The organism is Caballeronia sp. ATUFL_F1_KS39, from assembly GCF_023630985.1.
In the GTDB taxonomy this organism is placed as follows: domain Bacteria; phylum Pseudomonadota; class Gammaproteobacteria; order Burkholderiales; family Burkholderiaceae; genus Caballeronia; species Caballeronia zhejiangensis.
The window spans coordinates 1-257 of the sequence record NZ_JALQDZ010000108.1 but is presented as its reverse complement, the minus strand read 5'-3'; the positions used below and the strand labels follow the sequence as shown (position 1 = coordinate 257).

1 protein-coding gene is annotated in these 257 nt (G+C 62.6%); it reads left to right on the top strand.

Annotated elements, in window-relative coordinates:
* Positions 1-257 (top strand): hypothetical protein (locus tag NCR93_RS31760; protein ID WP_250532476.1); only part of this gene is annotated, 257 nt, incomplete at both ends.

Genomic DNA, 257 nt, shown 5'->3' with positions numbered 1-257 from the left:
TGCCAGGACCGAGACGAGGCGCATCGCATTGGTCAGCGTACCGGCATCGGCGCACAGGAGCGGCGCGAAGCGCGGGCGCGGTATGTGGGCGCAGACAAGCAGGTAGAACTGCTAGCGACGGGCGTGTCCTCACAAAGCTCAGATTTCTACGTCTACCGCTATCTGGCGACCGAAGGCTTCCTGCCGGGCTACAACTTCCCGCGCTTGCCACTCTACGCCTTCATCGATGCTGACAAGTCCTCCACTGTGCTGCAGCG